Source organism: Bacillus altaicus, assembly GCF_042136375.2.
GTDB lineage: Bacteria > Bacillota > Bacilli > Bacillales > Bacillaceae_G > Bacillus_A > Bacillus_A cereus_U.
Window position 1 is genome coordinate 4,264,747 of the sequence record NZ_CM143394.1, and the last position, 22,763, is coordinate 4,287,509.

Below are 22,763 nucleotides of genomic sequence, written 5' to 3' on the forward strand. Positions count from 1 at the left end.
ATCCTTCTGTAATAGAAGAATGGCTCTACTTTATTATTGATAGATTTCTTTATATTTCTTATACTCTGCTTCAGAACATAATACAAAATGTCCTGGGCGAATTTCGCGCATTGTTGGTGCTTCACTACCATAATCATGCTGCGATGGGTCGTATACGATACGTTTACGATTGCGCTCATAATCTGGATCTGGAAGTGGAATTGCTGATAGTAGTGATTTTGTATATGGATGCATTGGATTCGCATATAACTCTTCACTTGTTGTCAGCTCAACGATTTGACCACGGTACATTACACCAATGCGATCACTAATGTATTTTACCATCGATAAATCATGGGCGATGAATAAGTATGTTAAACCTTTTTCTCTTTGTAACTGTTTCAGTAAGTTTACAACTTGCGCCTGAATCGATACGTCAAGTGCTGAGATTGGTTCATCAGCAATGATAAATTCAGGTTCTACAGCTAGCGCACGAGCGATACCGATACGTTGACGTTGTCCGCCTGAGAATTCATGCGGGAAACGGTTCGCGTGCTCTTTATTTAAACCAACTGTATTTAACAGCTCGTGAACACGGTCCATACGCTCTTTTTTGCCTTTTGCTAGTCCGTGAATATCAATACCTTCTGCGATAATATCCCCTACTGTCATACGAGGATTTAATGATGCATATGGATCTTGGAAAATCATTTGCATTTTACGGTTGAACTTCTTAAGTTCTGTGCGTGATTTTTTCCCATGTACATTTTCACCATCGAACAACACTTCACCGGCAGTTGCATCGTATAAACGAATGATCGTTCTTCCAGTTGTTGACTTACCACAACCAGATTCTCCTACAAGTCCAAATGTTTCACCGCGGTAAATATCAAATGAAATATCATTAACTGCTTTAACAACACCACCACTCACATCAAAGTGTTGTTTCACATTTTTCACTTCAATTAATTTCTCACGTTGTTTAGTCATGTTGTTCACCTGCTTTCATTTGAAGAATACGTTTTTCAACAACTGCTGGTGGTTTTACTTCTGGCGCTTGCTCATGAAGTAACCAAGTTGCCGCATAATGTGTGTCACTTATTTTAAATAAAGGTGGTTCCATTTCAAAATCAATTTTCAGCGCCTGCGGGTTACGTGGTGCAAAAGCATCACCCTTTGGCGGTTTCAATAAGTCTGGAGGCGTTCCTGGAATCGCATATAGCTCGTCCTCTGAACCATCTAAGCTTGGCATAGATGCGATTAAGCCCCATGTGTATGGATGTTTTGGATTGTAGAAAATTTCATCAACAGTTCCAATTTCAACAACTTTACCAGCGTACATAACCGCAACTCGGTCTGCAACGTTTGCCACTACACCTAAGTCATGCGTAATGAAAATGATTGCTGCTTCTGTTTTTTGCTGAATGTCCTTCATAAGTTCTAAAATTTGCGCCTGAATTGTAACGTCTAGCGCTGTTGTCGGCTCATCGGCAATTAATAATTTTGGATTACAAGCTAACGCCATCGCAATAACTACACGCTGTCTCATACCACCTGAGAATTGGTGAGGATATTGTTTTAAGCGTGCTTCTGGATTTGGAATACCTACAAGGTCGATTAATTCTACAGCAACTTTACGTGCGTCTGCTCTACTCATCCCTTGGTGTTTAATAAGACCTTCCATAATCTGATTACCAATTGTCATCGTTGGATTTAATGATGTCATTGGATCTTGGAAAATCATCGCAATATCTTTACCGCGTACTTGCTGCATTTCTTTTTCTGTTAGTTTCGTTAAGTCACGACCTTCAAATATGATTTCACCGTTTTTAATACGTCCTGGAGGATTCGGAATTAATCCCATTAACGCTTTAGAAGTAACTGATTTACCAGAACCAGATTCTCCTACAATCGCTAATGTCTCTCCTTTTTTTAAATCAAAAGTAACACCGCGTACAGCTTGTACTTCACCTGCATGTGTATCAAAGGAGACTTGCAAATCTTTTACCTCTAGCAATGTTTTCATTTTTACTTCTCCCCTCTTTTACTTACGCATTTTTGGATCTAACGCGTCGCGTAATCCGTCTGCAATTAAGTTAAATGCTAAGATTAACATACTGATGACAACTGCTGGGATGAACATCATATGTGGATACGTTTGAATTGATTTATAACCATCATTTACAAGAGAACCAAGTGATGCGAATGGTGGCTGAATGCCTAGTCCGATGAAGCTTAAGAATGCTTCACCAAATACTGCCGTTGGAATTGTAAACATTGTCATTACGATAATTGGTCCCATTACGTTCGGAATTAAGTGCTTCACGATTAACTGTGTATTTGTTGCACCTAATGTACGAGATGCTAATACATATTCTTGGTTTTTTAATTTTAGGATCTGTCCACGAACGATACGCGACATCCCTATCCAACCTGTAATTGCCATCGCAAGTGTAATTGACCAAATACCTGATCCCATAATGATTACCATTAAAATAACGATGATTAAGTATGGAATACCGTTAATAATCTCCATAATACGTTGCATAATATTATCTACTCTGCCGCCGTAGAAGGCTGAAATACCTCCGTATGCAACCCCGATTACTAAGTCAATTGCTGCTGCTAATAGAGCGATATATAATGATACGCGCGTACCTTCCCAAGTTCTTGTCCATAAATCACGGCCAAGATCATCTGTACCAAACCAGAAGTACTCTTTAATATCACGTTTTTCATATTGGTCAACACCATATTGATCAGTACCGTCAAATGGTAACCAATGAACATTTTCAATCACTGGAATTTTCGGTGGCATTTTCGCACGACCTAAATCCTGCTCTTTATAAGAATGCTTACTTATCATTGGTCCTATAACTGCTAGTAGTACAATAAGCATTAATAATACGAAACCAAACATGGCACCTTTATGTTGGAACAAACGTCTTCTTACATCTTGCCAAAACGTTAAGCTTGGACGGGCAATGACTTCATTATCAACATTACTCTGATTGGCTTGTTGAAATAAATCTGGAGATAATTTTTGTACATCTTTCATCATTTTTTCCCTCCCGCTAAACGAATACGAGGATCAATAATTCCGTATAAAATATCGACAATGAAAATAACTAAGATGAAGATCGCACTATAGAAAATTGTAGTTCCCATAATAACTGTATAGTCATTCACTGTAATCGATTTAACGAATTGTTCCCCAAGTCCAGGTACAGCGTAAATTTGCTCAATAACTAGTGTCCCTGTAATTAATCCTGCAACCATCGGTCCTAAAATTGTTACAACTGGAATTAATGCGTTACGAAGTGCGTGCTTGATAATGATAACGCCTTGGCTAATTCCTTTCGCTTTCGCTGTTAAAATGTAGTCAGCTTGCATAACCTCAATTAACTCTGCACGAGCGAAACGTGCGATTGTTGCGATAACTGCCATCGATAAAGCAATTGTAGGCATTACTGTAAACTCCGGTCCCTTCCAGAATGCTACTGGGAACCAACCAAGTTTTACCCCTACAAAATATTGTAGTAGTGCGGCGAATACGAATGATGGTACCGACATCCCGAGTACGGAAATAATTGTCGCCCCATAATCGACCCACGTATTGTTCCGAAGTGCCGCAACGATTCCTAAAATTAACCCGATAAATGTTCCTAATATAATCGCTTGTAAACCAAGTTGTGCTGATGGTCCAATACGATCCACAATCATATCTGTTACTGGGCGGTTATCATACTGGAATGATACCCCTAAATCACCTTTTGCTAAGTTACCTAAGTAACGTGCATATTGAACTGGTACTGGATCATTTAAACCATATTTTTCAAGAATGATTTCTTTTTGTGCCGGTGATAACTTCTCCTGGTTTTTCAGCGGAGAACCCGGAAGTAATTTCATCAAGAAGAAAGTCAGTGTAGTAATTAAAAATAATGTCAAAGCCATGTACACGAAACGTTTTAATACGTAACGTCCCATAGTCAAGCACCTCCCCGTTTTTCTCAAAAGCAATAAGATAGTTTGAAATATTCTTACTTTTATTTTTTTAAAATAAGAGCACATGCCCATCATAGGCATATACCCTTGTAAACGATGGAAAAAAGATTATTTTTGTTCAACAGATGCCCATTTGTAAGTTAATTTACCACCGTAGTTAATCGGGATAATATCTTTTACAGCACCTTTTACTACATACGCTGAACCTTTTTGATAGACTGGAGCAATAACTGCATCCTCTTTAATTAACATCTTCTCTACCTCTAAAAGGTTGTTCCAGCGAGCCTGTAAATCTTTTGTATCTGTTTTTGCTTTTAGAATTAGTTCATCATATTTCGGATTAGAATATCCCGTTTTGTTTTGTGAACCATTCGTAACAAACATATCTAAATATGAGACTGGATCTGGGAAATCTGGACCCCAAACACCAAACGCCATATCATATTCCTGAGAGTCTTCTAACTTATTTTTTTGTGCGAATGGCTGCTGTTTAATTTTGATCGATAAGCCAGGTAAGTTCTTTTCCATCTCACCTTTTAAGAATTCGCCAATTTTTTTCGCATCTTCATTATCGAAGCTTAAGAATTCTAATTCGATTTTATCAGTGCCAAGCTCTTTCTTCGCTGTTTCCCAAAGTTTTTTCGCTTCTTTTGAATCCGTTTCAACTAGCTTTCCATTTTCAGCACGGAAGTCTTTTTTATTCGGACCTTCAGCGAAATCTTTTCCAACAAATCCGTAAGCACCAATTGCGCCGTTGTTTAAAATAACTTTTGCAATGTTATCACGGTCAAAGGACATTGAAATTGCTTTTCTTAAGTTTTTATTACTCAAATACTTATTATTTTGATTAAATCTTAAGTAGGCAACTCCTGCTTCTTGTCGTGTTTGGAACTCTGGAGTTTGTCTAAATTTATCAACAAATTCCGATGTTAGAGCCGCACGATCAATCGCATTTGTCTCATATAAATTTACATCAGTCGATGTGTTTTTCACAATATTGAAATTTATTTCTTCGATTTTAACCGTCTTGTTATCCCAATATGATGGATTCTTCTTAAATTGGAAGCTTTGTTCATGTTTCCAATCACTCATAACGAATGGCCCGTTATATAATGTTGTATTTGCCTCTAAACCAAACTTATCACCCTGTGATTTCACAAAGTTCTCATTTAGTGGGTAAAACACCGGATAAACCGTTAAATCAATAAAGTAAGGAACGGGATTGTCTAATTCCACTTCTAATGTATAATCATCAATCGCTTTTACACCTAATTGGTCAGCAGGTAATTCTTTTTTATGAATTTTTTCTGCATTTTTAATATCGAACATAATGTACGAATACGTCGCTTTTGTATCTGGATTTACTGCTCTTTTCCATGAATATACAAAGTCTTTCGCTGTTACAGGTTCCCCATTCGACCATTTCGCATCTTTTCTTAATTTAAATATGTATTTCTTCCCATCATCTAGCTTTTGGACATCTTCAGCAATCCCAGGCATTCTCTTCTGATCTTTGCCAGTACGATATAAACCTTCCATCGTATTATTTAATGCTGTTGAAGATGCAGAATCTGATGCTAACGATGCATCCATTGATGGAATTTCAGATAACTCTGTTAAATTAAGAATCTGTTTTCCGTTACTACTACTAGTAGTATTTTCTTTTCCTTTTGCTTTAGCGTCCTCTTTCTGGTAGCTACACGCGCCAAGCAACATACTTGCAGTTAAAGTTGATGCAAGTAATAACGGTATCTTTTTCTTCATGTTGTGTTGCCTCCCCTAATTGCACTTCCTGTACCCTCACTTGTAGAAAATTAGAATTGAAAGAATAATCTCCAAGTTTCTACAATTTTCATTATACATATAATTAGACGATTGTGAATATAGTTTTTTATTTTTTTGTTAAAATTTTTAATAAAATATTTATATTTTATTTTTTTTGTAAAGGAATACGTTAACATTGCTACCATCATCTTGAAATTAGCGCTTTAATTGCGTATAATTTTCAAAAAATTATTTATATTACTTATTATAGCTTTTATAGTATAATAATTCTAGTAATATTTTGACGGAGGGGAATATTTTGAATAAAGTTTTTTTTCATACTTGTATACTATTTTTGGTTGCGATAATCGCTTCTAGTGTGGGCGCATTCCTCGTTTCATCTCAATTTTTGTTGAATTTTGTCAACATCTCATTCTATATTGCATTGTTTTTTATTCTTATAGGTGGTTTTTTATTCATATTTCAAAATGGATTTTTTAACGTAACAATTTACGCATTCCAAAGAGTATTTGGTACGAATAAAAAAATTGAATCTTTAATTGAAGAAGCAGAGGAACCTATCGATAAGAAAGAACGTATTTATAAAACATATTCATTCAAATGGACGTATCCGATTTGTATTACCGGTATCGTACTTGGGTTGTTCTCGGTCCTCATTAGCTTTACTATTTTGATGTAGTTTGCAAACGCTGCTCCATATGATATAATAATCAGCAAAACATTTTGTTATAAAACTTTAGTTCTTTCATATTAAAAGGGCTCAGTTAACAATAAATTTATATGTATGCGATGATAAAGAAGAGTACATATTGGGGCAATTTCAGAGAGCTTGTGGGTGGTGTGAACAAGTAATTGTACAGTATGGAATGGGCTTTTGAGCACCAAACCGAACCGAAAGTAGTAGGCTTTGGCGTTATATCCAGACGTTATTATGGATCTTGAGAGATTTCACAGCTGTGAAATAATTAGGGTGGTACCGCGGTCCATTCGTCCCTATGTAATTTGGGATGAATGGGCTTTTTTGTATGCCTTCTCTTCCCCATCGCACATTCAATTTTAGGAGGAATTACTTATGTCAGTTATCTTTTCTGGTATTCAGCCAAGCGGAACAATTACACTTGGAAACTATTTAGGAGCTATGAAGCAATTTACAGAGCTTCAAAACGAACACGACTGTTATTTCTGTATTGTAAACCAACATGCGATTACAGTACCTCAAGACCCTGCAATGCTTCGCAAAAATATCCGCAGTCTTGCTGCGCTATACGTTGCATGCGGCATCGATCCTGAAAAAGCTACTTTATTTGTACAATCAGAAGTACCAGCACACGCTCAACTAGGATGGATTATGCAATCCGTTGCTTACGTCGGAGAATTAGAACGTATGACACAATATAAAGACAAAGCTTCAGGAAGAGATTCAGTTCCAGCTGGATTACTTACATACCCACCATTAATGGCTGCTGACATTTTACTTTACAACACAGAAATCGTGCCTGTTGGTGATGACCAAAAGCAACATATGGAATTAACACGTGATCTAGCAGAGCGTTTCAACAAACGCTTCCGTGAAGTGTTCACAGTTCCTGAAATTCGTATTCCAAAAGTAGGAGCTCGCGTTATGTCATTAACAGAACCTACGAAAAAAATGAGTAAATCTGATCCAAATCCAAAATCAATGATCAGTATGCTTGATGAGCCGAAAACAATCGAAAAGAAAATAAAAAGTGCCGTAACTGACTCTGAAGGCATGGTTAAATTTGATAAAGAGAACAAACCTGGAATCTCTAACTTATTAACAATTTACTCTTCATTCTCAGGAAAAACAGTAGAAGAAATAGAAGCAATGTACGAAGGAAAAAGATACGGCGACTTCAAAGGTGACCTAGCACAAGTAGTCGTAGAAGCAATTCGTCCAATCCAAGACAAATATAACGAACTAATCAACTCCCCAGAACTAGACGAAATTCTAGACAAAGGTGCCGAAAAAGCAAACCGCGTTGCATTCAAACAACTACGCAAAGTAGAAAATGCAATGGGATTAAGTAGAAAACGTAGGTAACATATAAAGCGGAAGCGGCTCGTTCAGAATGTGAGGGGGATTGAGCGCCTTCCTGCGAGGCGCTTTTTGCCTCGCAGGAAGGCGCGAAGCCACCGAACATTCTTGCCGCTGGAGCTAGATTTCACATAAAGTGGAAGCGGCTCGTTCAGCTCTGACTGGCTAAGGTTCTTTCGTATAAAAGGCGCTTTTTGCCTTCTTATGCGGAAGGTTCTTAGACACGAAGAGCTTGCCACCTCCATAAAAAAAACCGCCAATTGGCGGTTTTTTTCAATTTACCTTCTGCTCATTTTCCATTTCCCATAACTTTTCAAAAAACGGCTGTCCTTTTACAAGGCGCTCACATAATTGCTCGTGCTTCTCAGACCATCCAGTTTTCGCTTCATCATAAAGTTTAGCCCAAACATCTTCAAACTCCATATGTTGGACCATTCCGTACGCTGATGGATCCCACTCTGTGAACCAATAGCGAATTTCAGCTGGATTTTTCGTTGTATGTAATTGATCTAATGCCATAAATAATAATTGTTTTAACTGTCTTTCTTTACGAGTTAGGCCGTTCATAATGAAAGGTGACGGCGATAAAATATGATGTTCTTTTTCAATCTCTTCCACTTGGAACTCATACTTTTCTTCTTGCACATTTTCTACCATCTCATATACCATCTGTTCTTGACGAGGTATAAGCCTACTTTTTCTAATTGGCACATTATAGCCGATTGAATCAATCGCAATAATTCCTTTTCCATCTGTAACTACAAAACAATATTCTTGTTGCAAACGTTCGTGATTTTTACGAATATAAGCCTTATGATATACGTCTTCCAATAATTTTTGCGGAAGCTCTAATAATTCGTTCTCGATGTAATGATATAATGTGGCATCTACTTTTAATAATGGCACTTGATCTAATAGCTCAATCGTATCATCTTTCCGCCATTCGTAAAAATGACAAACATTATACCCATTCTCTTCACCTTCAAACCAATTTACCCATACATCATGTAGATATAACATTCACTACCCCTCACTTCACTACTGTTTGTACCAATCATTATGTTCATTTTTGCTTAACTTTATTCCACTTAAGGAAATATATTCTAATTATTATTTTTTCTTCTATAATATAAAAAAACAGGAGCGTTACCTCCTGTTTTTCATGAAACATGAAATGTATTTGCTTTATTCAATATTTCTTTCGCATCTATAGATAATAAAGACAGTGTATTTTCTCCTTCAAATGCTACACAATCTTTCACAATATGAAATCCAAGTGCATAGCCAAGCATTTTCGGATAAGAGTGCAGTCCATTTAATAAAACATCATGCTCCCTCGTACCTCTCTTTACATCTATTCGTTCTTGTATTGAATTTCTCCAATAATAAATAGCATCTTCTTTTGAAATGTAAGTAGTCCACGGTGCACATCTTTTTTCTGTATACCTTTCATACACAGCTTGCTCAGCTAACCCTTCCATAATCATCGTATCAAGTAATGTATACTCTGTTTCCTTCGTCTCAATTTGATGTAATCTACATATATGGTGGTATTCATGCGTTAATAAAGCTTTTAGTTCCTCTACTGAATTACGCCCACATACGAATAAGAAAATAACGTGACGCATAGATAAACCAGCCTTCCCGTTATATTCCTCTTGTACCGTTCGATTATATGAATCTGATAATAAAATAAAGATAGGGACATCTGGACCTTTTAGCCAACTTTTCAATTTTTCATACTCCATGCTAAGTTCTTTCCAAATTTCTTTTTTCTCTAATTCTTTAATTTCCTGCTCCCCCCGCATTATGGGGCGATACATACCTTTAGAGATTAAAAAGCGATACAGCCTCTCTTTTGGCAATGGAATATACTTTGTAAATTTCTCACAAAGCTTCTCTGGACGTCCATAATACCGATGTAACCATTCTGCCGTTTCAACAACCCCCACCTTCATCCCTCCTTTTCTTATGTATATGCAAAAAAGAATGGAACGTAAAGGTGATAAAAAATAAATAAGGTGTCTTTTCGTAGTACTTTACGAAAAGACACCTTATTGTACATATTACTTATATGCTTTAAATACTAATACTGCGTTATGGCCACCGAATCCTAGTGAATTACTTAATACCGCGTTTACTTCTTGATGTCTCGCTGTATTTGGTACGTAATCTAAATCACATTCTGGATCTGGTGTTTCATAGTTAATCGTCGGAGGAATTACTCCGTCTGTGATTGATTTAATAGAGAAGATCGCTTCAACAGCACCAGCTGCTCCTAATAAATGACCTGTCATTGATTTCGTTGAGCTAATTGCTACTTTATATGCATGCTCTCCGAAAGTTTCTTTAATTGCCATCGTTTCATACTTTTCATTTGCATCTGTACTTGTACCATGCGCATTAATGTAATCAATATCTTCTGGCTCTAGACCTGCATCAGCTAAAGCTTGACGCATCGCACGAACTCCGCCTTCACCACCAGGAGCAGGCATTGTAATATGGAATGCATCACCAGTTGCACCATAGCCGACAATTTCCGCGTAAATATGAGCACCACGCGCTAACGCATGCTCTAATTCTTCAAGAATTAAAATCCCAGATCCTTCTCCCATTACAAATCCACTACGATTTTTATCAAATGGACGGCACGCTGTTGCTGGGTCTTCATTAAATGTTAGTGCTTTCGCTGAACTAAACCCTGCGAACGCCATACTTGTTAACGGCGCTTCTGCTCCGCCTGTTATCATCGCGTCAGCATCACCGCGCTGGATTACTTTAAACGCATCACCAATTGAGTTTGCTCCAGATGCACAAGCTGTTACAGAGCAAGTATTAATTCCTTTCGCTCCTGTAGCGATTGACACTTGACCTGCTGCCATATCTGGAATCATCATTGGTACGAAGAACGGGCTCACGCGGCGCGGACCTTTTTCAGTAAAAATCTTAAATTGTTCTTCGTATGTTTCCATACCACCAATACCAGAACCAACCCATACACCAATGCGTGGTGCATTTTCTTCTGTAATTTCAAGCTTCGCATCTGCAACTGCCATTTTCGCTGCTGCTACTGCATATTGCGTAAAGCGGTCCATACGGCGCGCTTCTTTTTTATCTATATATTTTTCGACTTCAAAGTCGTTAATTTCTGCTGCTACTTTTGCAGGAATTTGTTCTGAATCTATTCTTGTAAGTCGTCCGATTCCGGATACACCGTTTTTAATGTTTTCCCAAGCTGTTTCAACATCTGTTCCGATCGGTGTAACAGCTCCTAGCCCTGTAATTACGACCCTCTTTTTTCCCATACAAAATACACTCCTTTTTTTCTCTCAGTCCTTATTTACCCCAACGAAGAGCTACTGCTCCCCATGTTAACCCGCCGCCAAAACCGACTAGTATAATTAAATCACCATCTTGAATACGTCCATTTTGCAATTCCTCTACCATTGCAATTGGAATTGAAGAAGCCGATGTATTACCGAACTTTTCAATTGTCATACTCATTTTTTCTTTCGGTAAATTTAATCTTTCTCTTGCAGATTCCATAATACGAATATTCGCTTGATGTGGTACTAAGAAGTCCACATCCTCTTTCGTAAGTCCCGCTTTTTCTAACACGCGAAGACAGGAATCACCAAGTTGGCGAACAGCAAATTTAAAGACTTCTCTGCCGTTCATCATAACATACTCGTCTTGATAAAGATGCTTACCGCCACTTCCGTCCGCTCCTAATTCAAAGGAAAGTACACCTTTTCCTTCTGAAACAGCTCCCATTACCACAGCACCTGCTCCGTCCCCAAATAGTACTGCTGTATTTCGGTCATTCCAGTCTACAATTTTAGATAATTTGTCACTACCAACTACTAATACATTTTTATAAGTTCCCGTTTGAATAAATTGCTGCGCTGTAATCATTCCGTACATAAAGCCAGCACACGCTGCACTTAAATCCATCGCGGCTGCGTGTTTTGCGCCAATTGCTTCTTGGATTACACAGGCTACTGCTGGGAATGCGCGATCTGGCGTTACTGTTGCCACTAAAATAAGATCGATATCCTCTCCGCTAATCCCTGCATCTTCAAGTGCTTTTTTAGAAGCCTCTACCGCCATATATGAAGTATCTATTGTATCATCGGCAATGCGTCTTTCTGCAATTCCCGTTCTCGTACGAATCCATTCATCAGATGTATCTACGATTTTCTCTAAATCGTGATTTGTGACTACTTTTTCTGGCACATATCTTCCGACCCCTAAAATGCCCACGTTCACATCGCAGCCCTCCATTTTATATCAATTGTTATGACTTGGTACTAATTTTAAAACATAAATGTACTTTTGTCTAGAATATATTTCAACTAAAAAAATAAGACAGCGTATTACTAACTTTATTTTTCATTAAAAGAAACAGAAAAATTCCTGTCCTTTCAAAATATAAATTATTCCATACACTTACCCTTACTCCGCTCGAGACTAAAAAAAGCCCCAACCGCTTCTATCTACGGTTCGAGCCTCTCTCCCATCAAAAAAGAAGGGTTTTGTTTGGTTTTATTCTTTATCCGCTTTCCCTTCAAAATTAGAGCATTCTCCTCACAACCTTCTCCCTTAACTACCTCATCCCTCCGGTTTTACTCCGCTCGAAACAAAAAAAGGCCCCAACCGCTTCTATCCACGATTCGAGCCTCTCTCCCATCTAAAAAAAATGCTTTTTATTCTTTATCCGCTTTCCCAAGCTCATATGCTTCGCCCATTACTTTCATCAATAGCTCTAACACCGGCTGTGCTTTCTCCATATCAAGCGCAATTCCATTAGAATCTAAAATTGCCTTAGCTTCTGGTAAATGCTTCATTGCGATTTGTAAAAATTGCATACTTTTTTCGTTCATGTAATCTCTTCCTCTCCATTAAAGCTTTCAATCCATTATCCATACAATAGTTTAACACGTGCGCTACCCTTCGTATAACTCTTTATATTTTTTCATATGTGCCAATTGTTTATTTAAACCGAATTCTACAGGTGTATTTTTTTGAATAGAAATAACATCTACAGCTTCATCTCTTACTTCCACATTTTTGTTATTTACTTTATCATCTGCATGTAAAAGACTCATACCTTTTTCCCATAACTCTTCTTTTCCACTAAGTAAATTATATATACCGAGGTGTTTTACATTCATTCCATTTTCCCATAAATATTCACATAAATCTTCAATGTAAAGTAAATCGCTTCCTTTTTCTCCATTTATACAACGGCACTCTTTGTCATCAAGTTCTGATAAAATAAGCTGATGATACATCATAAACGACGGTTGCCACGGTCCATATAATGTAGGAACTCGATATGCACTATATTGTAATTCGCCTTTTTTCAACCCTTCTTCCACTTTCGAAAATAGATGTTTGTTTTCGGATTCTTCAGTGCCTCCTATTTCAATAGAAGAAATTAGATTTAACTTTACTTTATTTTTTTCACACATCCTTACGATTCGTTTTAAATATTGTAATATGACCCTTTCATTCCGAAATCCACTTTGTTGATTCGGCTCATACAAACAAAAATAAACTGTATCGAAACTTTCTTCCTCTACCGATCGCCATCCGTCTTCATCCCTTATAGAATAGTACGTAAATAACGCATTTCGCCCAATCAACAATAATTTCTCTTCATTAATTTTTGTCATACTATCAAATTCATCAAAATCAAGACCATATACTTCTACTTCTTCTGCAATCATTTTATTCACAAGGTGATAACCTACAAACGTAAGTGCACCTATAATCAGCACGCGTTTCATACCACCAACCCTTTCCCCTTGAAACAAATAGCTCCTCATTTATGTATATGGGAGCTTCACAATTCTTCTTCATATTTTTTAAAGAAATCAGTCGTTTGTCTAACCATTTTATATTTCACATCTTGCAGATGGAATAAAACAGAAGTATCGCATTGATTGAATTGCCTCATTTTCTCGTATTTACGTAACAATTGTTTTCTTCCTCTTTTTTCCTGTGTTGAGACAAAAATTTTAACAGGTACACAAGACGGAAGAAGTGCAAATGATTTCTTATTTATTTTTGATTCTAATTCTTCTTCTTTGGAATCATACGCCAAACTTAATTCCTTCACTAATCTTTTGTAAAAAAACTTATGCTCTTTCTCAAACTCCACATATTCTGGTAAATCTAAACACGGATTTAACATAACGACCGAACGTATACATTCAGGGTACTTGTTCATCATCTCAAGTGCTACAAGTGCTCCCATACCATCTGCCATAATGTGCATTTTCGCATTCAATGTCTCTTTTCTTAGAACGACATCATACAAACGTTTTGCTAAACGAACAGCTCGGTCGTTCCCCCAATGCCTTCCGTATAAGTTAGATGAAAAGACCGTATAGCCTTTTTCAATAAGGCCCTGTAAAAAATAAGCTCTTCCTGCATGCTGTGTCCATAAACTTGTACCATTCTCAATAAAATAGTTATAATCTCCTAGGAGCATAACAGAAAATCCATTTGGCTTTTCCGGTAAATAAATTACACATGGTTCTTTTTCTAAATAAAAAAAACGTTCCGTAATACTCATTTTTCCCCCGCCTTATTTTCTAAACGTATAAAAGTACTCTTTTATAATGTATGAACAGAATGCAAATTTGCGTTGAAAAATCTACAAATATTTTTCTATATTCTTTTTTCAATTGTGTTACAATAAGGACAGATTGAACGAATAGAGGTGTAAAAGATGCGTTTCATTTGGGCATTAATTTGGTCGTTCGCGCTTGTACATATGATGAGCTACGTAATCGGCTCTATGACTGGCGGTACATACGATTTTAACCAAGCGTCTATTTTCTCAGTTGTTCTTGCGGTATTAGTATTAGCGATTGCAGCTGCGATTCCAAACGAGCCAGTAGAACAACACTAAAAAGAGTCCGGATTTTATCCGAACTCTTTTTTTACTTTACATGAACGACTAATTCGTTATTTTCAACATCGACCACTACGTGACTATTGTCCGTAATCGTTCCTGCAATTAATTCTCTCGCTAATTTCGTTTCAACTTGACGCTGTACGTATCGTTTTAACGGACGAGCTCCGTACAGCGGATCGAATCCAGCTTCTACAACAAATTCTTTTGCAGATTCCGTCAATTCTAATGATATGTGGCGATCTGCTAAACGCCCTTGTAATTCTTGTACAATCTTATCAACAATACCTTTAATTTCGTTCCTTGTAAGAGGTTTGAATAAAATAATTTCATCGACACGGTTTAAGAATTCTGGTCGGAAATGTCCTCTTAATTGTCCCATTACAAGTTCTCTTGATTCCTCTTTAATAGAACCATCTTCTTCTAGCCCTTCTAATAAGTGAGCAGATCCAATATTTGAAGTCATAATAATAACCGTATTTTTAAAGTCTACTGTACGTCCTTGTGAATCTGTAATGCGTCCATCGTCTAACATTTGTAATAAAATGTTGAATACTTCTGGATGTGCTTTTTCGATTTCATCTAACAAAATAACAGAATATGGTTTACGTCTTACCGCTTCTGTTAATTGTCCGCCTTCTTCATATCCAACATATCCGGGAGGCGCACCAATTAAGCGCGACACTGCGTGTTTCTCCATATACTCAGACATATCGATACGAATCATTTGCTCTTCACTGTCAAATAACGTTTGTGCTAGCGTTTTTGCAAGCTCAGTTTTACCAACACCTGTAGGGCCTAAGAAAATGAATGAACCAATTGGACGATTCGGATCTTTAATGCCAGCGCGCGCACGAAGAACTGCGTCTGATACAAGGCTTACCGCTTCCTCTTGACCGATAACACGCTCTGATAAAATTTGTTCAAGACGTAATAATTTCTCACGTTCACCTTCAACGAGTTTTGCGACAGGAATACCAGTCCACCTTGAAACAATGTCTGCAATTTCTTCTTCACTTACTTCCTCGCGTAATAAACGATTCTCTTGTTTATTATGTGCCCCCATCTCTTCCGCTTCTTTTAACTCTTTTTCGATAGCTGGAATTTTCCCGTGGCGAAGCTCAGCTGCTTTATTTAAATCGTAATTTCCTTCTGCTTCTTCTAACTCACGGCGCAAACGCTCTAAATGTTCACGTAAGTCACGCACTTTATGGATATCTTCTTTTTCCTTCTCCCATTTCGCTCTCATACTACTTGCAACTTCTTTTAAATCCGATAATTCACGTTGCAATGTTTTTAGGCGCTCTTGACTACCTAAGTCCTTTTCTTTCCCAAGAGCAGCTTCTTCAATTTCCAGCTGCATAATGCGGCGCGTTACTTCATCTAATTCTGTTGGCATAGAATCAATTTCTGTTCGAATTGTTGCACAAGCTTCATCAACAAGATCAATTGCTTTATCGGGCAAGAAACGATCTGAAATATATCGATCTGATAAAACAGATGCTGCTACAATCGCGCGGTCATGAATATTTACACCGTGATAAATTTCAAAACGCTCTTTTAAACCACGTAAAATGGAAATTGTATCCTCAACAGTTGGCTCTTCTGCTAATACTTGTTGGAAACGTCTTTCTAACGCTGGATCTTTCTCAATATATTTACGGTATTCATCTAATGTCGTTGCCCCGATACAATGCAGTTCACCACGCGCTAGCATTGGTTTTAACATATTTCCTGCATCCATCGCTCCTTCTGTTTTACCAGCGCCGACAATTGTATGAAGTTCATCAATGAATAATAAAATGCGGCCTTCACTCTTTTTAATTTCATTTAATACAGCTTGCAGGCGCTCTTCAAATTCACCGCGGAATTTTGCTCCGGCCACAAGTGCACTCATATCTAAAGCGAAAATTGTTCTATCTTTTAATCCTTCTGGGACATCTTTTTTCACAATACGCTGTGCTAATCCTTCAACGATTGCTGTTTTACCAACACCTGGTTCCCCGATTAAAACGGGATTATTTTTCGTTTTACGCGAAAGAATACGGATCACGCGGCGAATTTCACTATCTCTACCAATTACAGGATCAATTTTCCCCGCTCTTACTTCCGCCACTAAATCACGGCCGTATTTTTCTAACGCTTCATAAGTTGCTTCTGGATTTTGACTAGTCACTCTTTGATTCCCCCGAACTGTCATTAAAGACTGTAATAAGTTATCTTTCGTAATATGAAATTTTGTGAATACTTGATTTATATCGCCTTTTTCTTCAGAAAAAGCAAGTAATACATGTTCGACTGAAATGTAGTCATCTTGCAATTTCTCCGCTTCTTTTCCCGCTCTTACAAGCAGTTGTTGCAAAGCACCTGTTACATATAATTTCCCTGCCTCTACCCCGCTTCCAGTTACAGAAGTCTTTTTCTTAATTAAACTTTCTACACCTTGTTTTAACGCTTCTATATCGACATTCATTTTTTGAAAAATACGTACTGTTAATCCGTCTTGCTGCTCTAATAACGTAAGCAATAGATGAACAGTATCTACTTCTTGATGATGATGAGATACCGCTAAAGATTGAGCACTCATAATCGCTTCCTGTGTTTTCGTTGTCATTTGATTTAAGTCCATCTTTACAGCCCTCCAAATGTTTGACTTTCTTTGACCTTTGATTTGATTATACGCCAACTGACTTTTTTATACAATAATTTTGCTTATGTAGCTCAAACTTATTATTGGAAAAAGAAAAAAGTAACATTCATTTTCCTAATCAAAAAAGCCGCAATAACGATTGCGGCTTCTGTTACGGTTTTCTTTTATATGTCCACTGACGGTTATGATTTGCGTTCTCCGGAAACCTTTCCCCGGCAGTTAATTTCACCATTTGTGGATCTTTCACCATACTTCCCGTTTCACCAATTTCTACGTAAATGCCATCATTTGGCGCCTTTTGCCCTGAACGAAACCTGCGATTTTGTCCCATTTTCATTCTCCTTCCATGACGTCTTGCCTCATTAGTATATCCATTTTAAAAGAAAGCTTTTCTGTCATGTTTAGGAAACAGTACTACCGTTTATCCATGTACATATATATAATTACACAACCTTAAGCAGGAATTATTGGTATATTTGTTGAAAAAAAAGAAACCAACCTAAGTTTAGGCCAGTTCCAAAGGAGAGTCAAACATATACGAGAAGATTACATGTTCATTATAAGTCGCATCATTCAAACAATGTAACCCTTTTCACAAATTGTACATAATGAAAGAAACATTGTTTGAACTTTCTAAAAAGATATTGACTTTCTCCTGATTTCCAATGAGAAATAGTAGACACCACAGCGCTTCGCGACGTAAGATGAATATATAGTGAAACTTTCATCTACAGTAGTTTCACCCAGTCTAACCTCTTATTTCTGCATATTAAAAACGGAAATACAGATAGAATCAAAAAAAATATTATAAGAGGTGAAATTATGAACAAACAACATTTAATCGCTTTAGACTTAGACGGAACTTTATTAACAGACAACAAAATAATTTCTCCAAGAACGAAAAACACAATTGCAAAAGCAAAAGAACAAGGACATATTGTCGTTATTTCAACAGGGCGTCCATTCCGCGCTAGTTACGATTATTATAAAGAGCTTAGCCTTAACACACCAATCGTAAACTTTAATGGAGCTTACGTGCATCACCCTCTTGATTCAAGTTGGGGAACACATCACTCTCCTCTTGAACTTTCAACAGCACAAGAAATCGTCCGAGCTTGCTTTGATTTCGGCGTGAAAAATGTCTATGCTGAAGTCATCGATGATGTGTATGTCCGTGAAATTGATGAAGATAAAAAACATATTTTTGAATTCGGTTCTCCAAAGATTTTCACAGGAGATTTATTAAATACTTTAAACGACCATCCAACTTGCTTATTAATCGATGCACATGACGAGCACTCTGCTGCAATTCGCCAACATTTAACAGATATGCATGCTGAGGTCATCGACCATAGAAAATGGGGTGCACCTTGGCCAATTATTGAAATTGTAAAAAGCGGATTAAATAAAGCTGTCGGATTACAAAAAATTTCAGGCCATTATAATATTCCTAAAGAGCGAATTATCGCTTTTGGTGATGAGGATAACGACTTTGAAATGATCGAATTTGCTGGTCATGGAATCGCAATGGGTAATGCAATTCCTGAATTAAAATCACTCGCAAATCATACGACATTAACGAATGAAGAAGATGGTATCGCTCTATATTTAGAAGAGGTTCTTGGATTGTAATCTAAAAATTCCCTGCTTATAGTTTCTCCCAAACGCTCATACTATTATTAGACGCAAGAGTCAGCGCGTCAATTGTTTTCAGCTAAATAAAGGGGGTTTTTCGAATGGGTAAAAAGAACAAATCAAAACGTTTTATCCAGCAAGGAGCCGATGCTGTTATGAAGCATGATGCAAGATTCCCGTACAGAGGTACATTAGCTGAGGCAGAAAAAGCGAGAAGTAACTCTTCGTTTGGAGGGGTTTAATGGGAAACTTACTATTCCAACAAGCTAGAGACGCTGTTTCAAGTGCCGTTTCTTGTTCAAGTGGCGCTGAACAACAGGAACTCGTTTATAGAGCAAAAAACTCTTTGCACTCTGCTTATGCAAACTCTTCAACTGCTGAAAAAGTTCAGCTACGTGAAATGCAGGAGCAATTGCAAAACATTACGAATTCGCATTAAAAAAAGAGGACCAGCTTTGGTCCTCTTTAATCTTTTCGAAATAACCCAAACACTCCGACCGTTTGCAGTATATTTGTAAATGCACCTGGGTCCACTTGTTTAATAACCCTCTCTAATTCGTACAACTCGTAACGAGTAATAACAATCATTAACATTTCTTTATTTTCATTTGTATAAGCACCTGTTGCTGGTATAGTTGTAATCCCTCTCACTAAGCGAGAGTGAATCGCTTTTCGCACATCTGCCCCGTTCTTTGTAACAATTAATGCCGTAATCTTCACATGACGGGTATGAATCGCATCAATAATTCTCGTTGATACATACAAAGTAACCAAAGTATATAATGCCTTTTCCCATCCATACACATAGCCAGCAGCGATAATGATAAGTGCATTAAAGAAGAAAAAATACGTGCCGACAGGCTTATCTTTTATCTTTGATAAAATCATGGCAATAATATCTAGACCACCTGTAGAAGCCCCCCACTTTAAAGCAACCCCTACCCCAATCGCTGAAATAATACCACCAAAAATCGCATTCAATATGATATCGTCCGAAACCGCTCTAACTGGGATAATTTCTAAAAACAAAGTCATAAATATAACGCAAAGAAAACTAAAAAATGTAAAGGCCTTCCCAACCTTTTTCCACGCTAAAATAACGACAGGAATATTAAACAAACTAAACAATACCCCCGTAGATATATGAATAGATAAAAAGTCACCTAATATTTGTGACAATAATTGAGACAATCCAGCAAAACCACTCGCATATACTTTCGCTGGTGTTAAAAATAAATTCATTCCAATTGCATTTAATAAACCTGCAATAATTACAACGATTAGCTTCTTAATAAGTTCAGTATAATTCAGCTTCAAATCCATTTCTAATCCACCTCTAGTATTCATGAATGCACCGCTATACATAGTCTTTACGAAAAAGGAAATGATAAACATACAACGTTTAGAAATGGAGTTGATACATATGCCACATACGAGCGATAACGACAAAAAAGCACGCGATAATAATGCAAAGCGCACTCAAAAAAATGAACAAGAGCAAAAAAATATTCAGCAAGGAAAACGTGCATATTCTAAGAAAACCGATCACCTTTGATTACATCGTACATCAACGTTAATGTTGATGTACTTTTTTTACATTTTACAGGGAAAAAACATTAAAAATTCACTTCATGTTCACTTCTATATTCTACAATAGCGATAACATATTCAGATGAGGTGTTAGCATGAAAGGAAAAATCACATTCATTATCACTGCACTAATAAGTATATTAATGCTATCTGCTTGCGGACAAAAAAATGACTCGGCCACAATCGCTACAACAACAAAATCAACCATTACGAAGAGCGATTTCGAAAAACAATTGAAAGATCGATACGGAAAAGACACGCTATACGAAATGGTAGCACAAGATGTTATTACTAAAAAATATAAAGTATCTGATGATGCAGTAGATACAGAAGTAGAAAAAGCAAAAGATCAATATGGAGAACAATTCAAAGCAACACTAGAAAATAATCGTTTAAAAGATGAAGAAGATTTCAAAAATCAAATTAGATTCAAACTTTCATTAAATGAAGCGATTAAACAAAGCGTTACAGAAAAAGATGTGAAAGACCACTATAAACCAGAAATTAAAGCTAGCCATATTTTAGTAAGTGACGAAAATGAAGCGAAAGAAATAAAGAAGAAATTAGATACCGGCACTTCATTTGAAGAATTAGCAAAACAAGAATCTCAAGATATATTATCAAAAGATAATGGCGGAGACCTCGGATACTTCGGAGCAGGCAAAATGACACCTGAATTTGAAAAAGCTGCCTACAAATTAAAGGTTGGACAAATTAGCAATCCCGTTAAATCACCAAACGGCTATCACATTATTAAACTAACTGATAAAAAAGATTTAAAACCTTACGATGAAGTGAAAAACTCTATACGTAAAGACTTAGAAGCAGAACGTATTGCTGACCCTTCCTTCGGTCAAAAATTATTACAAGATGAATTAAAGAAGGCGAATATTAAAATAAACGATAATGATTTGAAAGATACATTTTCTCATCTTTTTGGGAAAGGGAACTAAAATAAAGCACGATCTTATTTTTTTAAATAAGGTCGTGCTTTTTATTCTTTCATTAATACTTTCAGCTTTTTCTTCAGACTTTTATAATGCCAATTGATGTGATCTAGTTCTATCTCTACTTCAATTAATATATCTATTAAGTCGTCTTTATTTTGCTGAAAGTTCACCATACTCTCAAGCAACTTTTCAAACCTTTGACTACTCTCATATATATCATTTAAATCCGTCGCTAATATTTCACGTTCTTTTTCGGAGGATAATACGGAACGACGGTTTATTAATTGTTCCAGTTCATTATCTTGCACTTCCGTACCTCCGTTTCAATATCTCATCTATTCTTTCTTAATCTCTTGTAACTAAAAGCATACAAAATTCAACTGAAGCTATTAGGGGCACCATACCCAAAAAAGAAAACTGTACATTTAGACATAAAATTGACGCATTTCAATTTATTCCCTGTACGTTAAGGAACTAGTTTGTATATTTGTGGAGATATACGAGACAGGTGTGAATTTAGGGGAATCCAATATTTTCTATTCAAATATGATAGAATGGAAATATATCCAAAAGGAGGAACAACAAATGAACTCAAACACAAAACAGTTTATTTATGATATCCAGCAAAGAAAGAACAATTATATGAAAAATGTATTAATAGCAATACAACACCCTAAAAAAGAGCAATCTGAACAGGTCATTCAAAATATAGTAGAGAAGATGGATATGATGATTAGTTTAGTTACTACTTATATGAGGATTGAATTAGAATCTACGGAAGAATTAGAAGCACTTCAGGAAGAAATCATTCATGCTCAAGCATATATTCAAAAACGAAAATTTGAAGAAACACAGAGATAAAACCCTATATTTTTATTTGGGCGTCTATGACGCCAATCTGTTATAAATCAAACTAGATGTAATTTGATCATTGTTTTGGCATAATCCATACAATTTGTTGAATACGTACAATATGCGGCACCTTATCTTCAGTGAGCAAATGATCTGGTTTCACATTCTTTAACTTCCCTCTTACATTACCTCTTACAGTTTCAATAACCACATGTTTACCAATTACCGATTGTAATGTCTGATATACGTAGGGATTAGGTACACTTACCATATCTTGTTCACTAAAGTCATTTGCCTCTAAATAACTCATTCTATAGGACTCCTTTCTAACTTACA

General features: G+C 36.7%; 26 protein-coding genes and 1 other annotated feature. Of the genes, 9 read left to right on the forward strand and 17 right to left on the reverse strand.

Annotated elements, in window-relative coordinates; genetic code table 11:
* Positions 1–33: 33 nt before the first annotated feature.
* From ACE38F_RS22075 to ACE38F_RS22095, 5 genes are all read right to left on the reverse strand, one after another.
* Positions 34–969 (reverse strand): ABC transporter ATP-binding protein, encoded by a 936-nt coding sequence (locus ACE38F_RS22075; RefSeq protein ID WP_215555569.1) that lies wholly within the window; start codon positions 967–969, stop codon positions 34–36.
* Positions 962–2,005, reverse strand: coding sequence for an ABC transporter ATP-binding protein (locus ACE38F_RS22080; RefSeq protein WP_341307423.1), 1,044 nt, complete (start codon positions 2,003–2,005; stop codon positions 962–964). Before ACE38F_RS22080 ends, ACE38F_RS22075 begins: the two co-directional genes overlap by 8 nt.
* Positions 2,006–2,023: 18 nt before the next feature.
* Positions 2,024–3,040 (reverse strand): oligopeptide ABC transporter permease, encoded by a 1,017-nt coding sequence (gene opp3C, locus ACE38F_RS22085; RefSeq protein WP_341307424.1) that lies wholly within the window; start codon positions 3,038–3,040, stop codon positions 2,024–2,026.
* Positions 3,037–3,966 carry an oligopeptide ABC transporter permease gene (gene opp3b, locus ACE38F_RS22090; RefSeq protein ID WP_000534165.1) on the reverse strand — a complete coding sequence of 310 codons (930 nt, stop codon included), beginning with the start codon at positions 3,964–3,966 and terminating at the stop codon, positions 3,037–3,039. Before opp3b ends, opp3C begins: the two co-directional genes overlap by 4 nt.
* A gap of 126 nt (positions 3,967–4,092) precedes the next feature.
* Positions 4,093–5,748, reverse strand: coding sequence for a peptide ABC transporter substrate-binding protein (locus ACE38F_RS22095; protein ID WP_002140825.1), 1,656 nt, complete (start codon positions 5,746–5,748; stop codon positions 4,093–4,095).
* Positions 5,749–6,067: 319 nt separating this feature from the next.
* On the opposite strand from ACE38F_RS22095, the gene ACE38F_RS22100 reads away from it, so the two are divergent.
* Positions 6,068–6,448, forward strand: a complete 381-nt coding sequence (locus ACE38F_RS22100; RefSeq protein ID WP_215555565.1) for a DUF3899 domain-containing protein — start codon at positions 6,068–6,070, stop codon at positions 6,446–6,448.
* Between the two features lie 101 nt (positions 6,449–6,549).
* Positions 6,550–6,767, forward strand: a binding site (T-box leader).
* A 74-nt stretch (positions 6,768–6,841) separates the two neighbouring features.
* Positions 6,842–7,831 (forward strand): tryptophan--tRNA ligase, encoded by a 990-nt coding sequence (trpS, locus tag ACE38F_RS22105; RefSeq protein ID WP_375369918.1) that lies wholly within the window; start codon positions 6,842–6,844, stop codon positions 7,829–7,831.
* A 267-nt stretch (positions 7,832–8,098) separates the two neighbouring features.
* On the opposite strand, the gene ACE38F_RS22110 is transcribed toward trpS, so the two are convergent.
* The 7 genes from ACE38F_RS22110 to ACE38F_RS22140 all read right to left on the reverse strand — a co-directional run bounded on the left by ACE38F_RS22110 (position 8,099) and on the right by ACE38F_RS22140 (position 14,408).
* Positions 8,099–8,845: a YjbA family protein gene (locus ACE38F_RS22110; protein WP_215555563.1), complete on the reverse strand. Its 747-nt coding sequence runs from the start codon at positions 8,843–8,845 to the stop codon at positions 8,099–8,101.
* A gap of 140 nt (positions 8,846–8,985) precedes the next feature.
* Positions 8,986–9,777 (reverse strand): DUF2268 domain-containing putative Zn-dependent protease, encoded by a 792-nt coding sequence (locus ACE38F_RS22115; RefSeq protein ID WP_375369919.1) that lies wholly within the window; start codon positions 9,775–9,777, stop codon positions 8,986–8,988.
* A 114-nt stretch (positions 9,778–9,891) separates the two neighbouring features.
* On the reverse strand, positions 9,892–11,130 hold the full coding sequence (gene fabF, locus ACE38F_RS22120) for a beta-ketoacyl-ACP synthase II (protein WP_375369920.1): 1,239 nt from the start codon (positions 11,128–11,130) through the stop codon (positions 9,892–9,894).
* 31 nt (positions 11,131–11,161) lie between these two features.
* Positions 11,162–12,094, reverse strand: a complete 933-nt coding sequence (fabH, locus tag ACE38F_RS22125) for a beta-ketoacyl-ACP synthase III (RefSeq protein WP_215555561.1) — start codon at positions 12,092–12,094, stop codon at positions 11,162–11,164.
* A 437-nt stretch (positions 12,095–12,531) separates the two neighbouring features.
* A complete protein-coding gene (locus tag ACE38F_RS22130) occupies positions 12,532–12,708 on the reverse strand; it encodes a ComZ family protein (protein ID WP_002011319.1) in 177 nt (58 codons plus the stop codon).
* 63 nt (positions 12,709–12,771) lie between these two features.
* Positions 12,772–13,644 (reverse strand): NAD-dependent epimerase/dehydratase family protein, encoded by an 873-nt coding sequence (locus ACE38F_RS22135; RefSeq protein ID WP_375369921.1) that lies wholly within the window; start codon positions 13,642–13,644, stop codon positions 12,772–12,774.
* A 29-nt stretch (positions 13,645–13,673) separates the two neighbouring features.
* The gene (locus ACE38F_RS22140) at positions 13,674–14,408 is read right to left on the reverse strand and encodes a lipase family protein (RefSeq protein WP_000028694.1); all 735 of its coding nucleotides are present in this window, start codon (positions 14,406–14,408) and stop codon (positions 13,674–13,676) included.
* 156 nt (positions 14,409–14,564) lie between these two features.
* Between ACE38F_RS22140 and ACE38F_RS22145 the strand changes: the two genes are divergently transcribed.
* Entirely contained in the window at positions 14,565–14,747 is a 183-nt protein-coding gene (locus ACE38F_RS22145) for a YjzD family protein (protein WP_001211111.1), read from the forward strand.
* Positions 14,748–14,778: 31 nt separating this feature from the next.
* Here ACE38F_RS22145 and clpB read toward each other — a convergent pair whose 3' ends face one another.
* Both clpB and ACE38F_RS22155 read right to left on the reverse strand, forming a co-directional pair.
* Entirely contained in the window at positions 14,779–17,379 is a 2,601-nt protein-coding gene (clpB, locus tag ACE38F_RS22150) for an ATP-dependent chaperone ClpB (protein WP_375369922.1), read from the reverse strand.
* 172 nt (positions 17,380–17,551) lie between these two features.
* Complete coding sequence (locus ACE38F_RS22155) at positions 17,552–17,731, reverse strand: YjzC family protein (RefSeq protein WP_002117000.1); 180 nt, start codon at positions 17,729–17,731, stop codon at positions 17,552–17,554.
* A 491-nt stretch (positions 17,732–18,222) separates the two neighbouring features.
* Here ACE38F_RS22155 and ACE38F_RS22160 point away from each other — a divergent pair, with 491 nt between their 5' ends.
* The 3 genes from ACE38F_RS22160 to ACE38F_RS22170 all read left to right on the forward strand — a co-directional run bounded on the left by ACE38F_RS22160 (position 18,223) and on the right by ACE38F_RS22170 (position 19,474).
* On the forward strand, positions 18,223–19,032 hold the full coding sequence (locus ACE38F_RS22160) for a Cof-type HAD-IIB family hydrolase (RefSeq protein WP_002201383.1): 810 nt from the start codon (positions 18,223–18,225) through the stop codon (positions 19,030–19,032).
* Between the two features lie 104 nt (positions 19,033–19,136).
* On the forward strand, positions 19,137–19,277 hold the full coding sequence (locus tag ACE38F_RS22165) for a hypothetical protein (RefSeq protein ID WP_000516816.1): 141 nt from the start codon (positions 19,137–19,139) through the stop codon (positions 19,275–19,277).
* A complete protein-coding gene (locus ACE38F_RS22170; protein WP_002011309.1) occupies positions 19,277–19,474 on the forward strand; it encodes a DUF3813 domain-containing protein in 198 nt (65 codons plus the stop codon). The genes ACE38F_RS22165 and ACE38F_RS22170 overlap by 1 nt, the downstream gene beginning before the upstream one ends.
* A gap of 26 nt (positions 19,475–19,500) precedes the next feature.
* On the opposite strand, the gene ACE38F_RS22175 is transcribed toward ACE38F_RS22170, so the two are convergent.
* The gene (locus tag ACE38F_RS22175) at positions 19,501–20,358 is read right to left on the reverse strand and encodes a YitT family protein (RefSeq protein WP_375369923.1); all 858 of its coding nucleotides are present in this window, start codon (positions 20,356–20,358) and stop codon (positions 19,501–19,503) included.
* Between the two features lie 100 nt (positions 20,359–20,458).
* Between ACE38F_RS22175 and ACE38F_RS22180 the strand changes: the two genes are divergently transcribed.
* Together ACE38F_RS22180 and prsA are read left to right on the forward strand one after the other, a co-directional pair.
* Positions 20,459–20,590 carry a DUF3941 domain-containing protein gene (locus ACE38F_RS22180; RefSeq protein ID WP_001120851.1) on the forward strand — a complete coding sequence of 44 codons (132 nt, stop codon included), beginning with the start codon at positions 20,459–20,461 and terminating at the stop codon, positions 20,588–20,590.
* Between the two features lie 130 nt (positions 20,591–20,720).
* Positions 20,721–21,578 carry a peptidylprolyl isomerase PrsA gene (gene prsA, locus ACE38F_RS22185; protein WP_375369924.1) on the forward strand — a complete coding sequence of 286 codons (858 nt, stop codon included), beginning with the start codon at positions 20,721–20,723 and terminating at the stop codon, positions 21,576–21,578.
* Positions 21,579–21,619: 41 nt separating this feature from the next.
* On the opposite strand, the gene ACE38F_RS22190 is transcribed toward prsA, so the two are convergent.
* On the reverse strand, positions 21,620–21,883 hold the full coding sequence (locus ACE38F_RS22190; protein WP_204209391.1) for a hypothetical protein: 264 nt from the start codon (positions 21,881–21,883) through the stop codon (positions 21,620–21,622).
* Between the two features lie 277 nt (positions 21,884–22,160).
* On the opposite strand from ACE38F_RS22190, the gene ACE38F_RS22195 reads away from it, so the two are divergent.
* Positions 22,161–22,436: a hypothetical protein gene (locus tag ACE38F_RS22195; protein ID WP_375369925.1), complete on the forward strand. Its 276-nt coding sequence runs from the start codon at positions 22,161–22,163 to the stop codon at positions 22,434–22,436.
* Between the two features lie 67 nt (positions 22,437–22,503).
* Here the strand turns inward: ACE38F_RS22195 and ACE38F_RS22200 are convergent, their stop codons facing one another.
* Entirely contained in the window at positions 22,504–22,737 is a 234-nt protein-coding gene (locus tag ACE38F_RS22200) for a YuzF family protein (protein WP_375369926.1), read from the reverse strand.
* Between the last annotated feature and the right edge of the window lie 26 nt (positions 22,738–22,763).

Bases quoted from the DNA above. Each gene is read 5' to 3' on its own strand.
- ACE38F_RS22075 (WP_215555569.1), bottom strand. From the start codon at position 969: ATGACTAAACAACGTGAGAAATTAATTGAAGTGAAAAATGTGAAACAA.
- ACE38F_RS22080 (WP_341307423.1), bottom strand. From the start codon at position 2,005: ATGAAAACATTGCTAGAGGTAAAAGATTTGCAAGTCTCCTTTGATACA.
- opp3C (WP_341307424.1), bottom strand. From the start codon at position 3,040: ATGATGAAAGATGTACAAAAATTATCTCCAGATTTATTTCAACAAGCC.
- opp3b (WP_000534165.1), bottom strand. From the start codon at position 3,966: ATGGGACGTTACGTATTAAAACGTTTCGTGTACATGGCTTTGACATTA.
- ACE38F_RS22095 (WP_002140825.1), bottom strand. From the start codon at position 5,748: ATGAAGAAAAAGATACCGTTATTACTTGCATCAACTTTAACTGCAAGT.
- trpS (WP_375369918.1), top strand. From the start codon at position 6,842: ATGTCAGTTATCTTTTCTGGTATTCAGCCAAGCGGAACAATTACACTT.
- ACE38F_RS22110 (WP_215555563.1), bottom strand. From the start codon at position 8,845: ATGTTATATCTACATGATGTATGGGTAAATTGGTTTGAAGGTGAAGAG.
- fabF (WP_375369920.1), bottom strand. From the start codon at position 11,130: ATGGGAAAAAAGAGGGTCGTAATTACAGGGCTAGGAGCTGTTACACCG.
- ACE38F_RS22130 (WP_002011319.1), bottom strand. From the start codon at position 12,708: ATGAACGAAAAAAGTATGCAATTTTTACAAATCGCAATGAAGCATTTA.
- ACE38F_RS22140 (WP_000028694.1), bottom strand. From the start codon at position 14,408: ATGAGTATTACGGAACGTTTTTTTTATTTAGAAAAAGAACCATGTGTA.
- ACE38F_RS22145 (WP_001211111.1), top strand. From the start codon at position 14,565: ATGCGTTTCATTTGGGCATTAATTTGGTCGTTCGCGCTTGTACATATG.
- clpB (WP_375369922.1), bottom strand. From the start codon at position 17,379: ATGGACTTAAATCAAATGACAACGAAAACACAGGAAGCGATTATGAGT.
- ACE38F_RS22155 (WP_002117000.1), bottom strand. From the start codon at position 17,731: ATGGGACAAAATCGCAGGTTTCGTTCAGGGCAAAAGGCGCCAAATGAT.
- ACE38F_RS22160 (WP_002201383.1), top strand. From the start codon at position 18,223: ATGAACAAACAACATTTAATCGCTTTAGACTTAGACGGAACTTTATTA.
- ACE38F_RS22165 (WP_000516816.1), top strand. From the start codon at position 19,137: ATGGGTAAAAAGAACAAATCAAAACGTTTTATCCAGCAAGGAGCCGAT.
- ACE38F_RS22170 (WP_002011309.1), top strand. From the start codon at position 19,277: ATGGGAAACTTACTATTCCAACAAGCTAGAGACGCTGTTTCAAGTGCC.
- ACE38F_RS22175 (WP_375369923.1), bottom strand. From the start codon at position 20,358: ATGGATTTGAAGCTGAATTATACTGAACTTATTAAGAAGCTAATCGTT.
- ACE38F_RS22180 (WP_001120851.1), top strand. From the start codon at position 20,459: ATGCCACATACGAGCGATAACGACAAAAAAGCACGCGATAATAATGCA.
- prsA (WP_375369924.1), top strand. From the start codon at position 20,721: ATGAAAGGAAAAATCACATTCATTATCACTGCACTAATAAGTATATTA.
- ACE38F_RS22195 (WP_375369925.1), top strand. From the start codon at position 22,161: ATGAACTCAAACACAAAACAGTTTATTTATGATATCCAGCAAAGAAAG.
- ACE38F_RS22200 (WP_375369926.1), bottom strand. From the start codon at position 22,737: ATGAGTTATTTAGAGGCAAATGACTTTAGTGAACAAGATATGGTAAGT.